Annotated in this window: 15 protein-coding genes; all 15 read left to right on the top strand. The window is 36.9% G+C overall.

Annotated elements, in window-relative coordinates; translation table 11 throughout:
* Positions 1 to 130 precede the first annotated feature (130 nt).
* Positions 131 to 694: a ribosome hibernation-promoting factor, HPF/YfiA family gene (gene hpf / locus PQQ29_RS12705; RefSeq protein ID WP_003722643.1), complete on the top strand. Its 564-nt coding sequence runs from the start codon at positions 131 to 133 to the stop codon at positions 692 to 694.
* Positions 695 to 923: 229 nt separating this feature from the next.
* Entirely contained in the window at positions 924 to 3,437 is a 2,514-nt protein-coding gene (gene secA, locus PQQ29_RS12700) for a preprotein translocase subunit SecA (protein WP_003772328.1), read from the top strand.
* Between the two features lie 84 nt (positions 3,438 to 3,521).
* Positions 3,522 to 4,623 (top strand): peptide chain release factor 2 gene (prfB, locus tag PQQ29_RS12695; protein WP_147732828.1). Its coding sequence is split into 2 segments (ribosomal slippage): positions 3,522 to 3,593 and positions 3,595 to 4,623, totalling 1,101 coding nucleotides; the frame shifts between segments, so codons are not numbered across the junction.
* Positions 4,624 to 4,628: 5 nt separating this feature from the next.
* The gene (locus PQQ29_RS12690) at positions 4,629 to 5,492 is read left to right on the top strand and encodes a YitT family protein (protein ID WP_003772332.1); all 864 of its coding nucleotides are present in this window, start codon (positions 4,629 to 4,631) and stop codon (positions 5,490 to 5,492) included.
* Between the two features lie 504 nt (positions 5,493 to 5,996).
* The gene (gene ftsE / locus PQQ29_RS12685) at positions 5,997 to 6,683 is read left to right on the top strand and encodes a cell division ATP-binding protein FtsE (protein ID WP_003772335.1); all 687 of its coding nucleotides are present in this window, start codon (positions 5,997 to 5,999) and stop codon (positions 6,681 to 6,683) included.
* Positions 6,673 to 7,557: a permease-like cell division protein FtsX gene (ftsX, locus tag PQQ29_RS12680; RefSeq protein ID WP_010991316.1), complete on the top strand. Its 885-nt coding sequence runs from the start codon at positions 6,673 to 6,675 to the stop codon at positions 7,555 to 7,557. Before ftsE ends, ftsX begins: the two co-directional genes overlap by 11 nt.
* Before the next feature lie 75 nt (positions 7,558 to 7,632).
* Positions 7,633 to 8,829, top strand: a complete 1,197-nt coding sequence (locus PQQ29_RS12675) for an NlpC/P60 family protein (protein ID WP_003772338.1) — start codon at positions 7,633 to 7,635, stop codon at positions 8,827 to 8,829.
* Between the two features lie 120 nt (positions 8,830 to 8,949).
* Positions 8,950 to 10,263 carry a murein hydrolase activator EnvC family protein gene (locus tag PQQ29_RS12670; RefSeq protein ID WP_010991315.1) on the top strand — a complete coding sequence of 438 codons (1,314 nt, stop codon included), beginning with the start codon at positions 8,950 to 8,952 and terminating at the stop codon, positions 10,261 to 10,263.
* Positions 10,264 to 10,384: 121 nt separating this feature from the next.
* The gene (gene cls / locus PQQ29_RS12665; protein WP_003768327.1) at positions 10,385 to 11,833 is read left to right on the top strand and encodes a cardiolipin synthase; all 1,449 of its coding nucleotides are present in this window, start codon (positions 10,385 to 10,387) and stop codon (positions 11,831 to 11,833) included.
* A gap of 30 nt (positions 11,834 to 11,863) precedes the next feature.
* Positions 11,864 to 13,039 (top strand): PDZ domain-containing protein, encoded by a 1,176-nt coding sequence (locus PQQ29_RS12660; RefSeq protein ID WP_185482609.1) that lies wholly within the window; start codon positions 11,864 to 11,866, stop codon positions 13,037 to 13,039.
* A 140-nt stretch (positions 13,040 to 13,179) separates the two neighbouring features.
* Complete coding sequence (locus PQQ29_RS12655; protein WP_010991313.1) at positions 13,180 to 13,890, top strand: response regulator transcription factor; 711 nt, start codon at positions 13,180 to 13,182, stop codon at positions 13,888 to 13,890.
* Positions 13,890 to 15,665, top strand: coding sequence for a two-component system histidine kinase PnpS (gene pnpS, locus PQQ29_RS12650; protein WP_010991312.1), 1,776 nt, complete (start codon positions 13,890 to 13,892; stop codon positions 15,663 to 15,665). The genes PQQ29_RS12655 and pnpS overlap by 1 nt, the downstream gene beginning before the upstream one ends.
* Before the next feature lie 255 nt (positions 15,666 to 15,920).
* Positions 15,921 to 16,829: a phosphate ABC transporter substrate-binding protein gene (locus tag PQQ29_RS12645; RefSeq protein ID WP_003763937.1), complete on the top strand. Its 909-nt coding sequence runs from the start codon at positions 15,921 to 15,923 to the stop codon at positions 16,827 to 16,829.
* Between the two features lie 93 nt (positions 16,830 to 16,922).
* Positions 16,923 to 17,846 carry a phosphate ABC transporter permease subunit PstC gene (pstC, locus tag PQQ29_RS12640; protein ID WP_003741167.1) on the top strand — a complete coding sequence of 308 codons (924 nt, stop codon included), beginning with the start codon at positions 16,923 to 16,925 and terminating at the stop codon, positions 17,844 to 17,846.
* Positions 17,843 to 18,727, top strand: a complete 885-nt coding sequence (gene pstA, locus PQQ29_RS12635; RefSeq protein ID WP_003722630.1) for a phosphate ABC transporter permease PstA — start codon at positions 17,843 to 17,845, stop codon at positions 18,725 to 18,727. Before pstC ends, pstA begins: the two co-directional genes overlap by 4 nt.
* Positions 18,728 to 18,737: the final 10 nt, after the last annotated feature.

Below are 18,737 nucleotides of genomic sequence, written 5' to 3'. Positions count from 1 at the left end.
GATAAGTAGATAAACGCTTCTTTACTCTTTGTGCAAATGTTTGCAAAAGCTATCGTTTTCACGTAGACTAAGGGTAAGAAGAATACTCTTCTTTATCGTTATTTTGTTTTATTTCAAAGGAGGAATTGCTATGCTTAAGTACAACATTCGTGGTGAAAATATTGAAGTAACGGAACCGATTCGAGATTACGTAGAAAAGAAAATCGATAAACTAGAACGATATTTTACAGAAACTCCAGACGCTAACGTTCATGTTAATTTAAAAGTATATTCCGATAAAAATGCGAAGGTTGAAGTGACCATTCCTCTCCCAAATCTTGTGCTACGTGCAGAAGAAACTAGTGGAGATTTATATGCTAGCATCGACTTGATTGTGGATAAATTAGAGCGTCAAATCCGTAAACATAAAACAAAAGTAAATCGTAAATTCCGTGATAAAGGTGCAGAAAGAGATTATTTTGCATATTCGGATGTTAACGGCAGCACACCACCAGAAGAAAATGAAGGAGATTTTGATCTTGAAATTGTAAGAACAAAACAATTTTCTTTAAAACCTATGGACAGTGAAGAAGCTGTTTTACAAATGAACTTGCTAGGACATAGTTTCTACGTATATACTGATGCTGAAACAAATGGAACTAACATTGTGTATTCACGTAAAGACGGTAAATATGGATTAATTGAAACTAATTAATAGTACAAAGATAATGAGCATGGGGGCCAAAATTTTGGCCCCCATTTTTATTAGGAATGAAGAATCTATGACGTTTTTGCATTTTTATTTGTTAAAAAGAGATAACCAGTTGTATATTTTATCTAATAAGTGATAGAATTAGTGTGTATATTTTAAGAGAAGATAATTCCTGAAAGTTATCATAGATGAAACTGCGCGACGACAGCGAAAACAGTAGAGGAGAATTTAAATGGCTGGACTATTGAAGAAGATTTTTGAATCAGGAAAAAAAGATGTTAAATATTTGGAGAGAAAAGCAGATGAAATTATTGCTTTAGCAGACGAAACTGCAGCTCTTTCAGATGAAGCTCTACGCGAGAAAACAGTAGAGTTTAAAGAACGAGTTCAAAAAGGTGAAACGCTAGACGACTTATTGGTAGAAGCTTTTGCTGTTGCCAGAGAAGGTGCTAAGCGTGCCCTAGGACTGTATCCATTTAAAGTTCAATTAATGGGTGGTATCGTTCTTCACGAAGGTAATATTGCAGAAATGAAAACTGGTGAAGGTAAAACATTAACAGCGACATTACCAGTTTATTTAAATGCGCTTTCTGGTGAAGGTGTACATGTAGTTACGGTCAATGAATATTTGGCTCACCGTGACGCAGAAGAAATGGGTGTTTTATATAATTTCCTAGGTCTTTCTGTAGGGCTTAACTTAAATGCTTTATCTAGCACAGAAAAACGAGAAGCTTATGCATGTGATATTACGTATAGTACAAATAATGAATTAGGATTTGACTACTTACGTGATAACATGGTGGTTTACAAAGAAGAAATGGTACAACGTCCATTAGCGTTTGCCGTTATTGATGAAGTCGATTCTATTTTGGTCGATGAAGCTAGAACACCTTTAATCATTTCTGGTGAAGCTGAAAAATCCACTATCTTATACGTTCGTGCTAATACATTCGTACGAACTTTGACAGAAGAGGAAGATTATACAGTTGATATTAAAACTAAATCTGTCCAATTAACCGAAGATGGTATGACAAAAGGGGAAAACTACTTTGATGTAGAAAACCTTTTTGATTTAGAAAATACGGTGATTTTACATCATATTGCTCAAGCGCTTAAAGCAAACTACACGATGAGTTTAGATGTAGATTACGTAGTTCAAGATGATGAAGTTCTCATTGTTGACCAATTTACAGGTCGTATTATGAAAGGGCGTCGTTTCAGTGAGGGCTTACACCAAGCGCTTGAAGCAAAAGAAGGCGTTACTATTCAAAATGAATCTAAAACAATGGCAACTATTACATTCCAAAACTATTTCCGTATGTACAAAAAACTTGCTGGTATGACCGGTACTGCGAAAACGGAAGAAGAAGAATTCCGTGATATTTATAATATGCGTGTTATTGAAATTCCAACAAACAAAGTAATTATTCGTGATGATCGTCCAGATTTAATTTTTACAACGATTGAAGCGAAATTTAATGCAGTAGTAGAAGATATTGCTGACCGTCATGCAAAAGGACAACCTGTTCTTGTTGGTACTGTTGCGATTGAAACATCAGAGCTTATTTCGAGCAAATTAAAACGCAAAGGAATTAAGCACGATGTCTTAAATGCCAAACAACATGAACGTGAAGCGGATATTATTAAAAACGCTGGTGAACGTGGTGCAGTAACAATCGCAACCAATATGGCTGGTCGTGGTACGGATATTAAACTTGGTGAAGGTACTATTGATGCTGGTGGTCTAGCTGTAATTGGTACAGAGCGCCATGAATCACGTCGTATTGATAACCAATTACGTGGTCGTTCTGGTCGTCAAGGGGATCCAGGTGTAACACAATTCTATCTTTCTATGGAAGATGAACTGATGCGCCGTTTTGGCTCTGATAACATGAAGAGCATGATGGAACGTTTTGGTATGGCTGAAGATGCAATCCAAAGTAAAATGGTGAGTCGTGCGGTTGAATCAGCCCAAAGACGTGTGGAAGGAAATAACTTTGATTCACGGAAACAAGTTTTACAATATGATGATGTACTTCGCCAACAACGGGAAGTTATTTATAAACAACGCTATGAAGTAATTAATGCAGAAAACAGTCTTCGCGAAATCATTGAACAAATGATTCAGCGTACAGTGAATTTCATTGTTTCTAGTAATGCATCAAGCCATGAACCAGAAGAAGCATGGAATTTACAAGGTATTATCGATTATGTCGATGCTAACTTACTTCCAGAAGGTACAATTACGCTAGAAGATTTACAAAACAGAACAAGCGAAGATATTCAAAACCTTATTTTGGACAAGATAAAAGCGGCATATGATGAAAAAGAAACATTGTTGCCTCCTGAAGAATTTAATGAGTTTGAAAAAGTAGTATTGCTTCGTGTTGTTGATACGAAATGGGTTGATCATATTGATGCAATGGATCATTTACGTGATGGTATTCATCTACGTGCTTATGGTCAAATTGATCCGCTTCGTGAGTATCAATCAGAAGGTTTCGAGATGTTTGAAGCAATGGTATCATCCATTGATGAAGACGTGGCTCGTTATATCATGAAAGCAGAAATTCGCCAAAACCTTGAGCGCGAACAAGTAGCTAAAGGTGAAGCAATCAATCCTGCTGAAGGAAAACCAGAAGCGAAACGCCAACCTGTTCGTAAAGACCAACATATTGGACGTAATGATCCTTGTCCTTGTGGTAGCGGCAAAAAATATAAAAATTGTCATGGTAAAGAAGCATAGATTGAAACAACTAAAAAAGCGCCTGCAAGATGGCGCTTTTTGCTATGAAAGTTTGTAAGTAAATTTAAAAAAGGTGGAATTAGAATGGAATTAGCAGAAATTCGTAATGAACTAGAAAAAACAGCGCAGCAAATCAAAGACTTTAGGGGGTCTCTTTGACTTAGACAGCATGGAAGTTCGAATTGCTGAGTTAGAAGACCAGATGTTGGATCCGAATTTTTGGAACGACCAACAAGCGGCTCAAAAAGTAATTAATGAATCAAATGGATACAAAGAAACGTATCAAGCTTTTCATGCGCTTGAAGAAGAACAAGAAAGCATGGAAATCAGTTTAGAACTACTAAAAGAAGAAGCAGATGAAGATTTACAAGCAGAATTAGAAAAAGATATTAAAGCATATGTGGCGACGATAAGTGAATTTGAACTTAAGTTAATGTTAAGTGATCCATATGATAAAAATAATGCTATTTTAGAATTGCATCCAGGTGCTGGTGGAACAGAATCACAAGACTGGGGCTCAATGTTATTACGCATGTATCAACGTTGGTCTGAGAAAAAAGGTTTTAAAGTCGAAATGCTCGATTATCAAGCGGGTGATGAAGCGGGTATTAAAAGCGTTACATTACTCATCAAAGGGCACAATGCATACGGCTATTTGAAAGCAGAAAAAGGTGTGCATCGTTTAGTTCGTATCTCTCCATTCGATTCATCAGGTAGACGTCATACATCTTTTGTTTCAGTGGATGTTATGCCAGAATTAGATGATGAAATTGAAATCGAAGTACGTACAGAAGATTTGAAAATTGATACGTATCGTGCAACTGGTGCTGGCGGACAGCATATTAATACAACCGATTCAGCAGTTCGGATGACACATATTCCATCCGGGATTGTAGTAACCTGCCAATCAGAACGTTCGCAGCTTAAAAACCGTGAACAAGCAATGAAAATGTTGAAAACAAAACTATATCAAAAAGAACAAGAAGAAAAAGAACGCGAGCTAGCAGAAATTCGTGGTGAGCAAAAAGAAATTGGTTGGGGAAGCCAAATTCGTTCGTATGTTTTCCACCCTTACTCCATGGTGAAAGACCATCGTACAAATTACGAAACCGGTAATATTCAAGCGGTAATGGATGGAGATTTAGACGACTTTATCAATGCATATTTGCGTTCTAGGATTGGATAAGAACGATGACAAATAAAAGGAAAAAGCAACCTTTATCCCCAATGGTTTCTAAATTAATTGAGTATTTATATGTTATTATTGGTGCTGCTTTAATTGCACTAGCCTTCAATGTTTTACTCTTGCCTAATCATGTTGCTTCTGGCGGTGTGAGTGGGATAAGTACGATTATTAACTATTTAACTGGTTGGAATCCAGCATTTATCCAGTGGGCTTTTAATATCCCTTTATTTCTTGCTGGATTATTCTTCTTAGGGTATCAATTTGGTTTGAAAACTTTTGTTGGTACAATGCTTTTACCTTTCTTTGTGTATTTAACACAAGGATTAGCACCATGGACGCATGAACCGCTAGTCGCTGCATTATTTGGGGGCGTGCTAGTAGGAATGGGACTTGGAATTGTTTTTCGTGGCAAGGCCTCAACTGGTGGTACGGACGTGGCTGCCCAAATTTTGCATAAATATTCTCATTTAACATTGGGGATATGTGTAGCTTTAATTGATGGCTTTGTAGTTATCTCGGCAATGTTTGTTTTTGATATTGAATCTGGACTTTATGCACTTATTGGTCTTTTTGCAACTAGTAAAACAATTGATTTAGTGCAAGTGGGGCTTAATCAATCCAAAACAGTGTTTATTATTTCAGAGAATCAAGAAGCTATCAGACAAGCAATCCTCTTTAAAATTGATCGTGGTATTACTCGCCTTTCAGCAAAGGGCGGCTATACTGAAGATGACAAGCAAATCTTACTTTGTGTTATTGCTCAAAGTGAGTTTTCTAGACTAAAAGAAGTAATAAAAGAAATTGACCCAGAAGCTTTTGTCGTTGTAATGAGCGCAAGTGAAGTAATGGGGGAAGGTTTCACGTCATAAAAGGCAACATTTTCTCCTCTTTTTAGGGGAGAAATGTTGCCTTTTTCAAGTTTTTTACCTCCCTATTTAACAATTTGATGACAGGAACCTTTAGCGTAATAGTAGACTTGAAGCAGTTTTGTTCTAATTGGTCTATTCCGGTAGCGATAACTGTAATGTTTTTTAATCTACCTGTAATGTTATTTAGGGTAAAAACAAGTTACAATGTTAGCAGTAGAAAAGACCAACACAGGTGCTTTTTTATTTTGTCTAAGAAAATAAGAACCACGGATAACTTTTCAAAAGAATTTAAAATCAAAAATTGTGTTTCCTATTACAATAATCGAGATATTGTCATACCCTGAAATATAATTGTAATGCAATTAACCTATAGATGAAAAACTGTCATGGTATAATTAAGCTTATGTTGTGAGTTTAAATTCGAGCCAACAAACAGTTCATCTTCATGGTTACCATGCATTACCTAAAATGTAACTCAGTAGAAAGGCATAGTAAGGTGATAAAATGATATTAATGGAAGATGTTTATAAGAAATACCCCAATGGCATAACTGCCGCTAATGGACTCAATATTAACATTGGTGAAGGGGAATTTGTTTATGTAGTAGGCCCGAGTGGTGCTGGTAAATCAACCTTTATTAAAATGATTTACAGAGAAGAACGAGCGACGAAAGGCAAAATCATCGTAGACAAATTTGATTTGATTAATATGAAAAATCGTGAAATCCCATATTTACGTAGAAACGTAGGCGTGGTATTCCAAGATTACAAATTACTTCAAAGCAAAACTGTTTATGAAAACATTGCTTATGCGATGGAAGTGGTTGAAACTGAGCCAACCGTAATTAAAGAACGTGTTATGGAAGTGCTAGATTTAGTCAACCTCAAGCATAAAGTAAGAATGTTGCCGGATGAACTTTCCGGTGGTGAGCAGCAGCGGATATCCATTGCCCGCTCGATTGCCAATATGCCTAAAGTATTAATAGCAGATGAGCCGACCGGTAACCTAGATCCTGATACTTCATGGGAAATCATGAATATCCTTGAAGAAATAAGCAATCGCGGAACAACCATTGTAATGGCAACCCACAACAAAGAAATTGTTAACACGTTGAAACACCGGGTAGTAGCTATCGAGAATGGAAGAATTGTTCGAGATGAGCAGCAAGGAGAATATGGCTATGAAATTTAGGACTGTAGGAAGACATATAAGAGAAAGTTTTAAGAGCCTTTACCGGAATGGTTGGATGACCTTTGCAGCAGCAAGTGCAGTAACAGTAACACTTATCTTAGTCAGCGTGTTTTTTGCAATATTGATCAACATGAACAAGCTTGCAACAGATGTAGAAAACAATGTACAAATTAACGTACATATTTCTCTAAGCGCAGACAAGAAACAGCAGCAAGAACTTGAGAAAAACATTGAGAAGATTAATGGAGTTGATAGTGTCAGTTTTTCTTCCAAGGATGATGAGTTGAAGAAATTAGTTGGCGCGTACGGCAAAAACTTCGAATTGTTTAAACAAGATAATCCACTATACGATGTGTTCGTTGTAGAGGCTAAAGAGCCAACACAAACGAAGGCGATTGCTCAAAAAGTAGAAAAATTACAGTACGTAGATAATGTAGAATATGGTGAGAAAACAGTCGACAAATTGTTTGATACCTTAAAATGGGGACGATATGCTGGTATTATCCTAAGCATTGGATTATTACTAACAGCGATGTTCTTAATATCAAACACAATTAAGATTGCGATTTTCTCCCGTCGTAGAGAAATAGAAATTATGAAATTAGTAGGAGCGACCAACTGGTTCATACGCTGGCCTTTCGTTTTAGAAGGTGCATGGCTTGGGTTAATTGGTTCGATTGTCCCGGTTGTATTAACATTTATAGGCTATGTTAATATTTACAACTTGGTAAATCCGAAGTTGGTGACAAGTTCACTATCACTTCTGCCTCCAACACCGTTCGCCTATCAAATCAGTGCTTTGATTATTGCAATCGGAGTTCTAATAGGAATTTGGGGTAGTGTTATCTCTATCCGTAGATTCTTGAAAGTCTAACTAAGAAATTACTTAACTTGAAATAAAAATAATTTAAAAGAAAAAGCTTAGGGAGCTTTTTAGGAGGTAAACTTTTTGAAAAAGAATACGTTTATTGCGATTTCACTCGCAGCAGTTATCAGTTTGACGCCAGCCTTTACAACAAATGTTTTTGCAGACGTAAATACAGACATTCAAAATCAAGATAAAAAAATCAATGACATTAAGTCTAAAAAAACAGGGTTACAATCAGATCTTTCTAGTTTAGTAGCAGATCTTGAGAAAGCTCAAGAAAAAGCGAAATCTTTACAAGGAGAATTTGACCAAACAGGCAAAGAACTTAAACAACTTAATCAAGATATTAAAGATATCAATGAACGTATTAAAGAACGCGAAACTGTTTTAAAAGAACGCGCTCGTGCAATGCAAAAAACTTCTAATTCTAATGCCTATCTTGAAGTAATCTTAGATGCAGAAAACCTTTCTGACTTAGTAGGTCGTGTTTCTGCAGTAAACCAATTAGTTGATTCTGACAAATCTATTTTAGAAGATCAACAAAAAGATGAAAAAGCTTTAAAAACTAAACAAACTGCAGTAAAGAAAAAACAAGAAGAACAAGCAACTGCAATTCATGAATTCGAAGCACAACAAAATAAAATTGAAGCACAAAAAGCTGAAAAAGAAGCAATCGTTGCTCAATTAGCAGCTGATCAAGCAAGTGCTGAAAACGAAAAAGCTGGTCTTGTAAGTGAACGTGATAAAGCAGCGAAAGAAGCAACTGCTCGCGCAACTGCTTTACGTGAAGCTACTGATGCAAATGTTGGACAACAAACAACAAACACTAATGCTTCATCTAACAGCAAAACTTCAAACAAAGTAGAATCAACTAACAATAGTGAAGCACCAAGCGCTGCAACTCCATCAGGTGGTGGATATTCTGCAATGATCGCAGCAGCAAGAGCTCAACTTGGAAAACCTTATAGCCTTGGAGCAACTGGCCCGAGCGCATTTGACTGTTCTGGATTTACATCTTATGCTTTCCGCGCTGCAGGAGTTTCTCTACCAAGAACTTCTGGCGGACAATATGCAGCAGCTTCCAAAATTAGTGCTAGCCAAGCAAAACCAGGTGACTTAGTGTTCTTCAACTACGGTGGCGGAATTGCTCACGTTGGAATTTATGTTGGTGGTGGTCAAATGATTAACGCTCAAAACAACGGTGTTAAATATGACAACATCACTAGCGGTTACTGGGCTAAATATCTTGTAGGATATGGCCGCGTAGCTAACTTCTAATAAGTATTGAAAAGTTAAGAAGCACCTTTGTCGTTTTAAAAACAAAGGTGCTTTTTTATATGGAACGTTAAGGGAATGAAGAAGTTCCTAGTCAAATAGATAATAGAAAAGGAGCTTATTATGCTTAAAAAATATGGGGTAGTAACAGCACTTAGCCTTTTGATTATTTCTGCACCATTAACAAGTGTTAAGGCGGAAAGTATTAATGACATGCAAAAACGCCAAAGCGAAATAGAGCAAAAAAAATCAGAGCTAAATAAGAATCTAGACACAAAAAACTCAGAATTAAACCATTTAGAAAACGCTGAAAAAGACGCTGCTAAAGAATTAGAATCACTTTTAAATAGCATTGATGAAACGAATAAAAAGTTGAAAGAACAAGAAGATAAAGTTGATTCTGAAAATGAAAAGCTGAAAAAACTAAAGAAAGAAATTGAAAAGCTACGCAATGATATTCGCGACCGTCAAAAAGTGCTTGATAGTCGAGCGAGAGCTATTCAAACAACAGGAACTGCCACATCATACTTAGACATGATTTTTGAAGCTGATGATTTTAAAGAACTTATCGACCGCGTGACAGTTGTATCCGCAATTGTTAAAGCGGACCAAAATATAATGCAAGATCAAAAAGACGATCAAAATAAACTAAAAGTAGCAGAAAATAGTTCAGAAAAAAAATTAGAAAACTTAAAAGTGCTAGCAGTTGAGCTAGAAGTATCAAGAAACAACATGGAAAGCCAAAAACAAGAAAAGAATGACTTAGTGATGGCTCTTGCAAATAAAAAAGACTTAACGAAAAGTGAACAAACACTTTTAACTAATGAACAAGGTGCTCTTTCAGACGAACAAAAGAAACTTGCTTCTAATATTGCTGGTGAAAAAGCAAAACAAGAAGCTGCAATTAAAGCGGCTGAAGAAAAACGCATGCAAGAAGCAGCGGCTAAAAATGCCACTGTCGCAGCGCAGCAACCAAGCTCTGTAACATCTTCAGCAGGAACTGGCGCAACTGACACAGTAAGTTCTGGTGGCGGGCAGTTTATCAAGCCAGCATCAGGAATGTTAACATCTGGATTTAGTGAGCGTACTAACCCAGTTACTGGAAAATATGAATCTCATAAAGGTCAAGATATTGCGGGCGGAGGTACGATTACAGTATCCGCTGCGGCATCTGGTAGAGTCGTATTTTCAGGATTTGGCGCAACAGGTAGCGGCTTTGGAGGTTATGGTTACGTCGTGAAAATTGATCATGGTAATGGCTTCCAAACATTATATGCTCATATGCGTGCCGGTAGCTTGAAAGTAGTAACTGGTCAACAAGTATCACAAGGACAACCAATTGGTATTATGGGATCCACCGGTCAATCAACCGGACAACATCTTCATTTTGAGATTCACAAAAATGGTATTCCAGTTGATCCAGCACCTTATATTTAATTTGAAAACCATTGATGATAAATCAATGGTTTTTCTTAGGTGAAAACGAACTGGAATAGGCTAAATACGGTTTTTATGATATGATACTACTATCAGTTTGTGTAAGAAAAGGGGGAACACAATGGGACTATTAGCTTATTTATTAGTCATTTTGCTGATTTTAAACGTATTCTTTGCGGCAGTGACGGTCTTCTTAGAAAGACGCGATACATCCGCCACTTGGGCTTGGTTACTAGTCTTAACTTTTGTTCCAATATTTGGATTCATTATCTATTTAATTTTTGGGAGAAAGCTTTCAGGGAAAAAGATTTTTGATTGGAAGGGACAAGAAAAAATCGGGATACAAGAGTCAACAGCAAATCAAATAGAAATGATACGTCAAAAAGAATTTCCATTTAGCGATCCAAATGTAAAAAAACATCGCGATTTAATTTACTTATTGCTTGTTAATGATGGAGCTATTTTGACGCAAGATAATGAAGTAGAGCTTTTTATTGACGGTCACGAAAAATTTGATGCTTTAATAGCAGATATTGAAAAAGCAAAAGATCATATTCATCTCATCTACTATATTTTCCATTCGGATGAGCTTGGAAACCGTTTGATGCGAGTGCTTGAAAGAAAAGCAGCAGAAGGTTTAAATGTAAAAATTATTTATGATGCAATGGGTTCACGGACGACGAAAAAATCATTTTTCCGTACTTTCGAAAAAAATGGCGGTTTAGTAAGACCATTTTTCCCATCTAAATTACCATTAATTAATTTCCGTTTAAATTATCGTAATCACCGAAAATTGGCGATTATTGACGGAGATGTTGGTTATATTGGTGGCTTTAATATTGGTGACGAATATCTTGGACGTTCGAAAAAATTTGGTTATTGGCGCGATACACATTTACGCGTGCATGGTAAAGCGGTATATGCTATGCAAACCCGATTTATCATGGACTGGAATTCGGCATCATCTACTCATAAAATTGACTATAAAGCGAGATATTTTCCAACATTTCACGGTAAAGGCCATACAAGCATGCAAATTGTGTCTAGTGGTCCTGATTCCGAATGGCAACAAATCAAGAATGGTTACATTAAAATGATAAATGCTGCTAAAAAAACGATTTACTTGCAGTCTCCATATTTTATTCCAGATGCGAGTTTGCTTGAAGCGATAAAAATTGCAGCACTTTCAGGAGTCGATGTTCGTGTCATGATTCCGAATAAACCTGACCATGCTTTTGTTTACCGAGCAACAACTAATTACGCCGGTGAACTTATGGAAACAGGAGCTAAAATCTTCATTTATGATAATGGTTTTATTCATGCAAAGACCTTAGTTGTTGATGGTGAAATTGCTTCTGTAGGAACTGCCAATATGGACTTTAGGAGTTTCCGCTTGAATTTTGAAGTCAATGCTTTTATTTATGAAAAGAAAATGGTTCAAAAATTAGAAGATGCTTTTTTAGAAGATATTTTGAAATCGTACCAATTAACACCTGAATTATATGCAAAACGATCTTTATGGATTAAATTTAAAGAAGCGGTAAGTCGACTTTTATCGCCTATATTATAGAAGTAACTTAAGGGAGAGCTGGTGTAGAAAATGGATATTTTTAGTGAAATACTTAATGGAATAGGGAGACTACTTCTACAACCAGCATTGTATGTAGGAATTATTTTAGTGATAATTGCTGGTTTTAATCGAGTGAAGTGGGAGCGGAAATCGTTTAGTATTAGCATTTATTCGCCGTGGTTAGAGCTGAAGAATTTCTTTGGCGTGAGTTTGTTGTTTGGTCTAGTGCTATCCATTATTACTACACTTATTGGATTTAGTGTAATGATTGAATGGATTGCGATTTTTAATGCCGTAGCTTGTTTCTTATTAATTGTTGGGATGTTCCGACTTAGCTCTACTGCTTTTACTATTGGAATTACCAGCTTAATCTTTTATTTCTGCTATTATTTCGATGTTAACTTGTCACCATTTACCAATCTAGCGTTTACATATGATGCAATATTTATAGATAATTTTATGATTTCGATGACATTTTTACTGGCGATTTTGCTTTTTGTAGAAGCTTTCTTGATTCAATACACAAGCGCGAAAAATCCGTCACCATCTCTTCGTAAAAGTAAACGTGGTAAGTTAGTCGGTTCATTTCAGTTAAGAAAATTATGGTTTGTACCACTTGTTGTTTTTATTCCTGGAGATGTGTTTACGAAGATTTTTGAGTGGTGGCCTGTGTTTACAATTGGGTCCGAGTCATATTCGTTAATTATTTTGCCATTATTCATTGGTTTCCAGCAGCAAGTACAAGCGCAATTGCCAGAAGAAGCTAGTAAAAAAATTGCCGTTCAAGTAACTACACTAGCAACGATTATTGCTGTAGCTGGTTTGATTGGAATCGTAATGCCAGTACTAACACTTTTTGCGTTTATGTTCGCTGTGATCGGTCGATTTTGGATTTCCTATCGTCATTACCGCTCCGAACAATTACTACCGAAAAAATTTGGTCCGCAACCTGATGGGCTTGTAGTTCTTGGCGCCCGTGAAAGCACTCCTTCGACCCGTTTGAATTTAAAAGCAGGCGAAAAAATTACAGAAGTTAACGGACAAAAAGTGCACAATCGTGAAGAACTATACGAGGCGCTTAACTTAAACCGCGCATTTTGCAAGTTAAAAGTAATTGATAACGCTGGTGAGCCACGTTTTGAACAAACAGCACTTTATGAAAATGAATCTTTTGAACTGGGTTTATTATTAGTTGAACCGAGATGATTTTAAAACACCAGTGGCAGCATTGGTGTTTTAAGTTTTTGTAAAGATAAGATTAATATAAATGCATTTCTACCCGAAAATAGTTAATTCATGCTATATTTTAGATAAAAGGGTTACATAAAGAAGGGATGGGAAGTAAGTTGGTAAAAATTCTTGTAGTTGATGATGAGGCTTCTATTGTTACCTTGTTGCAATTTAATATTGAAAAAGCTGGGTTTGATGTAGTCACAGCTGAAGATGGTAGAACTGGGTACGAACTTGCTCTATCGGAAAAACCAGATTTAATTGTACTTGATTTAATGCTTCCTGAAATGGACGGAATTGAAGTAACGAAAAAACTCCGCCAAGATAAAGTTGGAGTTCCAATACTAATGTTAACTGCCAAAGATGAAGAACTAGATAAGATCATTGGTTTAGAGTTAGGTGCAGACGATTATATGACAAAGCCGTTTAGCCCTAGAGAAGTTGTCGCAAGGATTAAAGCCATTTTAAGACGGACAGAAGGCAAGGCCGAAGTTACCGAAGAAAAAACGGAAGATACAGAAGCGACTATTTTAATTGGTGATTTGAAAATTTTACCGGATAGTTATGAAGTATATTTGCAAGATGATTTATTAGATTTAACGCCGAAAGAATTTGAGCTGCTCTTATTCCTAGCCAATCATCGCGGCAAAGTTTTTTCGAGAGATCAATTGCTTGATACGGTTTGGAATTATGATTATGTAGGTGAAACGCGGATTGTAGATGTTCACGTTAGCCATTTACGCGATAAAATTGAACTAGATACTAAACAACCGAAATACATTAAAACAATACGTGGATTCGGTTATAAAATGGAGAATGTAAAATAATGAAAAAATTATGGCTGAAAATCGGGTTATCTTTTTTTATCTTATTTTTCGTTGTGATGGTTATTGTAGGTATTTTCTCTGGGGAATTAATGAAATCCACTTATTTAACGATGAAAGAAAACCAGCTAGAAGATGACGCGAAAATCTTACTGCAAACAACTAACATTGAGAATTTAAATTTGGATGAAGATGCAGGAACGATTCAAAAAACACTTGATCCGCTTGGTGATGAAATTGATGCTCGTATTACGGTGATTGATAATGATGGTGATGTTGTAGCTGACACTAAAAAAGATCCTGATAACTTAAACAATCATATGAACCGCCCGGAAGTAGCTGATATTCTTGAAAAAGGAAAGAATGTTGGCATTTCAATTCGGGAAAGTGATTCACTTGGTTATAGTATGCTTTACGTTGCGGTTCCCGTTAAACATCAAGGGAAGACAGACGGCGTTTTAAGGATTTCAATTTCCCTTGAGTCGGTGGATGCAGCAGTTGCTAAACTTTGGGGCAATTTAGCTCTGATTTTCGGTATTGCTCTAGTCATTATCGCAGCCATCAGTGTTTTCATCGCCAGAAAAATTACTAGACCAGTGAATGAAATTATTGAAGTTTCGACCGATTTGGCTAATCATAAATACGACAGCCGCATTCACGGTAAAGTAAGCGGCGAACTTCAAGACCTTTCTGTCAGTGTTAATATGTTAGCAGAAAGTTTAGAAACACAGATGTTCGAAATTAAGCAAAATGAACAACGACTTAATGCTATTGTTCAAAACTTAGTGAGCGGCGTAATGCTTATCAATGTCGATAAACAAGTAATCATGACTAACCGAACAATGTACCAAATTTTAGGAGAAACCGAAATTACTGGAAAACCATTTTATGAAGTAATTAAAAGTTTCGCACTTAGTCAATTAATTGATGCAACTTTTGAAACAAAAACGATGCAACAAAAAGAAATCATTCTTTATTTCCCGCGGGAGATGATTTTAGATGCAAGTGTTTCGCCAATTTTAGCAGAAAACGGTGAAATTACCGGGATTATCTTACTACTACATGATATTACTCAAATCCGCCATCTGGAAAATGTCCGTTCTGAATTTGTGACAAACGTATCCCATGAACTAAAAACACCAGTAACTGCACTAAAAGGATTCGCGGAAACACTACTAGACGGCGCAATGTACGATGAAATGCTACTCAAAAAATTCTTAACGATTATCAAAGAAGAAAGTGATCGACTTCATCGATTGATAATGGATATTCTCGCACTTTCTAGAATTGAACAAAATCCTGTGGCAGAAAACACTGAGCCAGTAGATGTAGATGAAGTTATCGAACAATCTTCCCGGACTATTTTTGAAATGGCGACCGAAAAAAATATCCAAGTATCTGTTCCAGAAAAAACGATTCCGCCAATCATTATTGAAACTGATCGTGATAAATTGCAGCAGATTTTAATTAATTTACTTTCTAACGCGATAAACTACACCCCAGTAGATGGAAAAGTTGAAGTTAAATTAATTAATCAAGAAGCAGAGGTTATAATAGAAGTAACCGATAACGGAATTGGAATACCTGCTAAAGATATTGACCGCGTGTTTGAACGATTCTACCGAGTGGACAAAGCACGTAGCAGACACTCAGGAGGCACTGGACTTGGACTTTCTATCGTCAAACATTTAGTTGAAAACTGTGGTGGACGAATCGAAGTAGAAAGCCAAGAAGAAGTTGGCTCGACCTTCCGCGTCACTTTACCAAAAAAAGCCTAATAAATATCCTGTTTGAAAGAATGTAATCTTTCGGACAGGATATTTTTATTTTATTTACGAAAGAAACAAATTTGGTGTAATAATTTACCAGTTTGCCTTTTATTTGAAAGATATTCATAAAAAAGTTTACATTTTCGACAAAAAATGAGGTAATTTACAATTACTTAACATTAGCTACACACCACCTTAAATCTCACGCGTTATAGTGATACTTGTAAGGAATAACTATTAAAAAAACAAGGTGGGAATAAGATAATGAAAAAGAAGTATTTGGGAATAGTAGCAATGTTAGCAGCAGTAATGCTTGTCTTCGCAGCATGTGGAAGTGACAGCAGTTCAAAAGATAAAGCAAACGGATCAACAAAAGGGGATAAAGAAGTTTCTGGCTCATTAACAGCAGTCGGATCCACTGCACTTCAACCACTCGTTGAAGCAGCTTCCAAAGAATTTACAAACACTAACCCTAAAGCTCAAATCAATGTTCAAGGCGGCGGTTCTGGAACTGGTTTAACACAAGTACAACAAGGTGCAGTTGAAATTGGTAACTCGGACGTATTCGCTGAAGAAAAAGACGGCGTAGATGCTTCAAAACTTGTTGATCATCGTGTAGCAGTTGTTGGAATGGCACCTGTAGTAAACAAAGATGTAGGCGTTAAAAATATTACTAAACAACAATTAATCGACATTTTCACTGGTAAAACAACTAACTGGAAAGACGTTGGCGGTAAAGACGAAAAAATTACAATCATCAACCGTGCGGAAGGAAGCGGAACACGTGCTACTTTCGAAAAATGGGGACTTGATGGTAAAACACCAGTTAAAGCACAAGAACAAGATTCATCCGGTACAGTTCGTAAAATCGTAAGCGAAACTCCAGGAGCAATCAGCTACCTAGCATTCTCTTACATTGACGCTTCCGTAGTTGGTCTTTCATTAGATGGCGTTGAACCAACAGAAGAAAAAGTTGCAACTAACGATTGGAAAATCTGGTCTTATGAACATATGTATACAAATGGCGAACCAAAAGGCCTAACAAAAACTTTCTTAAAATATATGACTTCTGATGAAGTACAAAACAATATCGTACCACAACTTGGTTACCAATCAATCAAATCCATGAAAGTGGAACGCGATGCATCTGGTAAACTAACTGACGTAAAATAAAAAGAATGAAATGGGCGTCTATCCTAGTAATATCAGGATAGACGTATACCCATGTTAGGAGTAAACATGGGAGGAGAAAGGAGCTTACGTGACTTGGAAGCGATAAAAGAAAAGAAGCTTACACAAACTTCTAAAAAGGCGCATCTAGAAACTAGAGGCAAAATTATTACATTCATCTGTATTTCTATCATGGTTATTGCCGCAGCGTCTATTTTGTTTTTTGTTATATCGAAAGGTTTAGCAACATTTACTGTCAATAAAGTGTCTTTTGTTGATTTTATAACTGGAACAGACTGGAACCCTTCGCAAAAAGATGCAAATGGAAATCCATTAGTTGGCGCTTTGCCAATGATTATTGGCTCTTTTGCAGTAACGCTTTTTGCCGCTTGTATTGCAGGACCACTTGCAATCGGTGCAGCCATTTTTATGGTAGAAATTTCACCTAAGTTTGGTAAGAAGATTTTGCAACCAGTTATGGAACTTTTAGTTGGTATTCCATCTGTTGTTTATGGATTCATTGGACTAAGCGTTGTCGTTCCATTTATTCGCGACCATATTTCGGGAAGTGGGTTTGGTATTGCAGCTGCGACCGTTGTTTTAACAGTAATGATTTTGCCTACTGTTACTTCACTCAGCGTAGATGCAATTAAATCAGTTCCGCGTCATTACCGAGAAGCTTCTTTGGCACTTGGAGCAACACGTTTCCAAACGATTTGGAAAGTAGTGCTTCGTAGTTCGCGTTCAGGGATTTTGACGGCGATTGTATTTGGGATGGCTCGTGCATTCGGTGAAGCCCTTGCTGTACAAATGGTTATTGGTAACTCTGCTGTTATTCCAACATCCTTATTTGAACCAGCTTCCACGTTAACTAGTATTTTAACAATGGGAATGGGAAATACGGTTATGGGTACGCTTGATAATAATATCCTTTGGTCACTTGCAATGGTGCTACTCGCAATGTCACTATTTTTCATCATTGTGATCCGTTTCATCGGACGTAGGAGGAAAGTCAAATGAATGTAAAAACAAAAGATAAAATCGCGACAGGCGTTTTCTATGCCATTGCTGTATTAATTGTCATTATCTTAGCTGGTTTACTCGGCTATATTTTAGTAAAAGGTGTTCCGCAACTTAGCTGGAAGTTTTTGACGACCCCACCACAGTCGTTCCAAGCTGGCGGCGGAATCGGTCCTGAAATCTGGAACTCATTTTATATGCTCGTTATCACAATGATTATTTCTGTTCCTATCTCGCTCGGTGCGGGAATTTATATGGCAGAATATGCGCGTAAAAATTGGATTACAGATTTAATTCGTACAACGATTGAAGTGCTTTCCTCACTTCCATCTATTGTCGTAGGGCTATTCGGTTTCCTTGTTTTTGTTATTCAAATGGGGTGGAGCTTCTCCGTTATTTCCGGGGCGCTTACACTAACGATTTTCAATTTACCACTATTAATTCGTGTTGTCGAAGAGGCGCTTAATGCTATTCCAAACACGCAACGTGAGGCAGGACTTGCTCTAGGGTTATCCAGATGGGAAACAATTACGCGAGTACTTGTTCCAGCGGCATTACCAGCAATTATTACCGGGGTTATTTTAGCAGCAGGACGGGTATTTGGTGAAGCAGCAGCGTTAATTTTCACAGCAGGACAAAGTACACCAATCCTTGATTTCACTGACTGGAACCCGGTCAATCCAGCTTCACCACTAAATATTTTCCGCCCAGCAGAAACGTTAGCTGTTCATATTTGGAAAATTAATGGTGAGGGAATTATGCCAGATGCGCAAGCTGTTTCTGACGGAGCTTCGGCTGTATTAATTCTTTCCGTATTACTTTTCAATGTCCTAGCTCGTTTGCTTGGAAAATTTGTTTATAAACGCATGACCTCGTCGTAAAAAGCCAGGA

Origin of the sequence: Listeria innocua (assembly GCF_028596125.1) — a bacterium.
GTDB lineage: Bacteria > Bacillota > Bacilli > Lactobacillales > Listeriaceae > Listeria > Listeria innocua.
This window is presented reverse-complemented; position numbering and strand designations above follow the sequence as displayed.

Bases quoted from the DNA above. Each gene is read 5' to 3' on its own strand.
- hpf (WP_003722643.1), top strand. From the start codon at position 131: ATGCTTAAGTACAACATTCGTGGTGAAAATATTGAAGTAACGGAACCG.
- secA (WP_003772328.1), top strand. From the start codon at position 924: ATGGCTGGACTATTGAAGAAGATTTTTGAATCAGGAAAAAAAGATGTT.
- PQQ29_RS12690 (WP_003772332.1), top strand. From the start codon at position 4,629: ATGACAAATAAAAGGAAAAAGCAACCTTTATCCCCAATGGTTTCTAAA.
- ftsE (WP_003772335.1), top strand. From the start codon at position 5,997: ATGATATTAATGGAAGATGTTTATAAGAAATACCCCAATGGCATAACT.
- ftsX (WP_010991316.1), top strand. From the start codon at position 6,673: ATGAAATTTAGGACTGTAGGAAGACATATAAGAGAAAGTTTTAAGAGC.
- PQQ29_RS12670 (WP_010991315.1), top strand. From the start codon at position 8,950: ATGCTTAAAAAATATGGGGTAGTAACAGCACTTAGCCTTTTGATTATT.
- cls (WP_003768327.1), top strand. From the start codon at position 10,385: ATGGGACTATTAGCTTATTTATTAGTCATTTTGCTGATTTTAAACGTA.
- PQQ29_RS12660 (WP_185482609.1), top strand. From the start codon at position 11,864: ATGGATATTTTTAGTGAAATACTTAATGGAATAGGGAGACTACTTCTA.
- pnpS (WP_010991312.1), top strand. From the start codon at position 13,890: ATGAAAAAATTATGGCTGAAAATCGGGTTATCTTTTTTTATCTTATTT.
- PQQ29_RS12645 (WP_003763937.1), top strand. From the start codon at position 15,921: ATGAAAAAGAAGTATTTGGGAATAGTAGCAATGTTAGCAGCAGTAATG.
- pstA (WP_003722630.1), top strand. From the start codon at position 17,843: ATGAATGTAAAAACAAAAGATAAAATCGCGACAGGCGTTTTCTATGCC.